The organism is Methylobacterium sp. J-070, assembly GCF_022829385.1.
Taxonomy (GTDB): Bacteria; Pseudomonadota; Alphaproteobacteria; order Rhizobiales; family Beijerinckiaceae; genus Methylobacterium.
On the sequence record NZ_JAKSXX010000136.1, the window covers coordinates 1 to 3732 of the forward strand.

Annotated in this window: 5 protein-coding genes and 1 pseudogene; 2 read left to right on the top strand and 4 right to left on the bottom strand. The window is 63.7% G+C overall.

Features of this window, described 5'->3' with window-relative positions; translation table 11 throughout:
• Window positions 1-952, bottom strand: a pseudogene (locus MKL01_RS13400) (IS630 family transposase); the annotation flags it as partial.
• Between the two features lie 289 nt (window positions 953-1241).
• Between MKL01_RS13400 and MKL01_RS13405 the strand changes: the two are divergent.
• Together MKL01_RS13405 and MKL01_RS13410 are read left to right on the top strand one after the other, a co-directional pair.
• Entirely contained in the window at window positions 1242-1520 is a 279-nt protein-coding gene (locus MKL01_RS13405; RefSeq protein WP_243905715.1) for a hypothetical protein, read from the top strand.
• A gap of 349 nt (window positions 1521-1869) precedes the next feature.
• On the top strand, window positions 1870-2112 hold the full coding sequence (locus MKL01_RS13410; RefSeq protein WP_243905716.1) for a DUF6894 family protein: 243 nt from the start codon (window positions 1870-1872) through the stop codon (window positions 2110-2112).
• A 437-nt stretch (window positions 2113-2549) separates the two neighbouring features.
• On the opposite strand, the gene MKL01_RS13415 is transcribed toward MKL01_RS13410, so the two are convergent.
• From MKL01_RS13415 to MKL01_RS13425, 3 genes are all read right to left on the bottom strand, one after another.
• Entirely contained in the window at window positions 2550-2825 is a 276-nt protein-coding gene (locus tag MKL01_RS13415) for a hypothetical protein (protein ID WP_243905717.1), read from the bottom strand.
• A 77-nt stretch (window positions 2826-2902) separates the two neighbouring features.
• The gene (locus MKL01_RS13420) at window positions 2903-3169 is read right to left on the bottom strand and encodes a hypothetical protein (protein WP_243905718.1); all 267 of its coding nucleotides are present in this window, start codon (window positions 3167-3169) and stop codon (window positions 2903-2905) included.
• Between the two features lie 319 nt (window positions 3170-3488).
• Window positions 3489-3689: a hypothetical protein gene (locus MKL01_RS13425; protein ID WP_243905719.1), complete on the bottom strand. Its 201-nt coding sequence runs from the start codon at window positions 3687-3689 to the stop codon at window positions 3489-3491.
• Window positions 3690-3732: the final 43 nt, after the last annotated feature.

Here is a 3732-nt window from a genome sequence, read left to right on the forward strand (position 1 = left end):
GACGGCTAAGTCATCCTCGTAGCCAGCTGCGGCAAGGTAGTTGCGGCACTCCTGCGGAGTGAAGCACGTGAATGCTTGGCGGATCGCCGCCCAGAGATCCGGGATTGTGCGGGCTGCCGCGCTGCGTAGCAGCGCCTTCACTTTGCGAAGGCCTGCTCAATCGGGTTGAAATCAGGGCTGTAGGACGGAAGGTAGAGCAGCCGCGCTCCTGCGGCCTCGATCGCGTCCTGCACGCCCGCAACCTTGTGGGCCGCCAGGTTGTCCATGACGACGACGTCGCCCGGCTGCAGCATCGGGACCAGGGTCTCGGTGACGTAGCTGCAAAAGCGCGTGCCGTTCGTGGGACCGTCCAATAGCGCGGTGGCGCACAGCCCGCTCGTGCGCAGGGCGGCGGTGATGGTGGTGGTTTTGTAGTGGCCAAACGGGGCTGTGAGCCGGCAGCGCTCGCCGCGCGGAGCCCAACCATAGCGGCGCGCCATGTTGGTGGCCGCCGCCGTCTCATCCAGGAACACCAGCCGATCCGGATCGAGCTCGGGCTGTGCCTCGAACCAGGCCTCGCGAGCAGCCCTTACGTCCGCACGCTCCTGCTCAGCTGCGTACGTCGCCCCTTTTTCCAGCTGATCCCGTGGCGGGCAAAGAAGCGCGACAGGCCGCTCGTGCTGGTCTGGATGCGCTGCTCAGCCAGCCGATCGCGCAACTCGCGCAGGAAAAGACGCGGCTCCTGCTTAGAGATCCTCAGGATCAGCGCGGCATGCGTCTCTATGCGCTTCGAGGTGTGATCGCCGCCCATCGGCTTGGAGGCGAGTTGGCCCTCGTGGCGGAAGCGCTCCGACCACCGGCTGGCGCTCGACACACTGACCCCGAAGCGGGCTGCGGCGCGATGGCAGGAGGCGCCCGCCACCACGGCAGCCACGACACGCTCGCGCAGGTCCACAGACAGGGGTGAAGGCATAAGCAAGCTCCTTCACCCACCAACGCGCTACCCGCTAACCCGTCTCAAGCGGCGCGGGACCGGCTCTAGCGGGGAAGGTCGTCTATCTCACCGGACCCCAGGGAGCGTGTGCATGCGCGTGAGCACTGCGCCGGCAGCCCCTTCCGACAATCTGTTCAAGGGGGTGGTCCTGATCCGAGGGCCAACCGGAGCGCGCGCATTTCGAATGATCTGACCGTTGTTACCGAACGATACGCCGCGTCGAGGCGTTGCATTCAGGTGATCAAGGCAATTGGCCGGAGAAAACGCTATGTCAATCAGAAACCTAAGCCTTGCTGCTGTGATGCTGCTCGCGGCATCGGCTCCGGCTCTCGCGCAGACAGCTGCTGGCGGCGGTAGCGCTGAGGGCAACATGAACAACCCGGGCAGCGTGAAGAGCGACTCTGAGAAGATGACAAGCGGACAAGGTGGTGCGGCTGGTGCCGGAATGACGACGGGCACGGCGGGTCCGAAGACGGGCGGCGACATGGGCAACGCCAAGTCCGGAGACGGGGTGACTGGCAACGCAGGTGCTCGCACCACCAAGTAGGACAGTCAGCGCCACGCGTGCAGTTCCGGCTTCTTGGAACCGCCTATACGCCGAGGTGTCTACCAACACGGATCGACTCTACCCAGCCCCGCCGGCAGCCGCCGCGCAGGGCTTTCCTTATCCTGCAGCGCTGCTACCATTTCGCGGCGCTCCCTGCTTCATCCTCGGGAGCGCACAACCTTCAGCCCGCCCGGTCCGCCGGCGCGGGCTTTTTGCGTCGTCAGGTAATCACCTATGTTGAGGCGGGCATTCGATATGCATGCAAGACCGCTCTATCGTCAGCTGGAGTATCCAGGCATGCGGCGACTGAGAGACCCGGTGCTCCCGCCTAGTATCACTGGAGAGCCGCATGCCTCGTTTCTTCTTCGATTTTTCGGATGGCGCCACGACAATTGACGATGAGGGCACAGAATTTCCTAATGCTTACGCTGCGCGGGATGCAGCGGTCAGAACCTTACCGGAGATCGCGATCGATAAGGCCGATCTGCAGCAAAGCCGAATGGTGTCGGTGCTGATGCGGGATGACGTCGGCCGGTACCTGTTCACAGCCTCTCTGAACCTTTCAGGGCGATGGCTGGTCGAGACAGCTTGAGGCCATCTCAGCAACCCTCGCGGTGCCAGCTAGCTATGAACAGGTTCGATCCGATCAGGCGCGCCCGAACCGGCGGTGTGGCCTTCCTGCCCTGGCAATCGCGCTACCGACGCGGCATGCTCAGACATGTCGACGTCCGCTGATCAGACCTGCGAAGTGAAGGTGGACGGTGCTTGGCGTACCGTCAGCCTCAAGGAGGCGCGCCTGCTGCCTCGCGATGTCACCAAGCGCTGCCCGGACTGCCACGGACAGGTGTCGATCCAAGGCACCTACGGAATGCAGCCGCGTCTGACTCTCTCTCACCGCCGATCGCACGTCGGCTGTTCCTCAAGCCTGCGGCACTATCGAGGCGTGCCGACGCGCCATCCGGAGCCGGTCGAGTAGACCGTGCGCGTCCAGGCCAGATAGCCGCCGGGATGGCGGTGTCGAGGGTACCTTCAACCTTCCGGCGAGGGTTCGGCAGCTGCGGCGCCCGGTTCGGGGTCAGGTCCGGTATCAAGGGTGCCCCCGCCGACCAAAGCAGCGGCCCAGGCGCTAGCGATCAGGCGGACCTGCTCAATGGCTTCGGCGCGCGTGAACGGCTCGTCGCCGGCGTCGCCACTACCATCCGACCAGGCGACAAATCCGGTGCGCCGGCCGTTGGCGTCTTCGACGCAGGCCGCGTCATCAAGGATGCAGATGCGGAGTGGAAGCTTTAGGCCGAGCGTGGGCATACAAGCGATGTAGGGCGTATAGGGACCGCTTCGAGCGACCCGCGTCGAGCGCCCCTTCAACGAGACGGCCAACGGGGTCAGTGCCGCGTTGGCGGTACGACACCCGTGAAGAGTGCCATGCCGTCCAGTTCGACCATCGCGGTGAAGGCCTCGTAAGCCTCCTGATCCTTCGCGAAGATCTCATTCCATGCGGTGCAGCCGCACGACGACAAGCCGATCACGGCCAGATGCCAGGGGTCCTTCGTGCCGGCATAGCGGAAGATCTCGACATCGACGCTCTCACCATTGCGGGTGAAGGAGCCGGACAGCGGCAAGTGCTCGAAGTCGCGGTCTTCGTCGTCCACCGTCGCCTCCGTTAAGAGCGCTTCGCCTTCAAGAATTCCTCGACAAGGTGGCGGATCGCTTCGGATCTGGAGTGGCTTCCCTCTGCTCCTAGACCCTTCAACGGCACTCCGGTCCTGAACCGGTCGTACTTGCTGCCGATGGCATCAAGCTCCGATCCGGTCGCTATACTGACGAACGGGCGAAGCTCGTCGTCGACTAAGCGAATTATTCGCTGACGGAAGATCGCGTCGGGCTCCGGATCGCTCATTTCAGGATGCCCTTCGCCTTTAGTTTGTGGTGAGCGCTTCACGGATTGCCTGAAGTCGAGTTGCCTCAGGCTTAGACATCGTCACCCTCGGTGCCGCCATCCTCGAAGCCGTCGAACCCATCCAGGGGTATGCCAGTCCGGTATACGTCGTACTTGCGACCCAACGCGTCCAGTCGTTTCCCCGACGCTCTCATCACGAAGTCCCGATCGCTGTCAGGGACTTCTCGCAGCAAGCGCTCGCGGAAGTCGGCGTCGGGCTCGGGATCGCTCATGCGTCACCTATGCAGGCTCGATCTGTGTACCTCAATGAGGTGA

Coding starts and splice junctions, on each gene's coding strand:
- MKL01_RS13415 (WP_243905717.1), bottom strand. CDS start 2,825: ATGCCCACGCTCGGCCTAAAGCTTCCACTCCGCATCTGCATCCTTGAT.
- MKL01_RS13425 (WP_243905719.1), bottom strand. CDS start 3,689: ATGAGCGATCCCGAGCCCGACGCCGACTTCCGCGAGCGCTTGCTGCGA.
- MKL01_RS13405 (WP_243905715.1), top strand. CDS start 1,242: ATGTCAATCAGAAACCTAAGCCTTGCTGCTGTGATGCTGCTCGCGGCA.
- MKL01_RS13410 (WP_243905716.1), top strand. CDS start 1,870: ATGCCTCGTTTCTTCTTCGATTTTTCGGATGGCGCCACGACAATTGAC.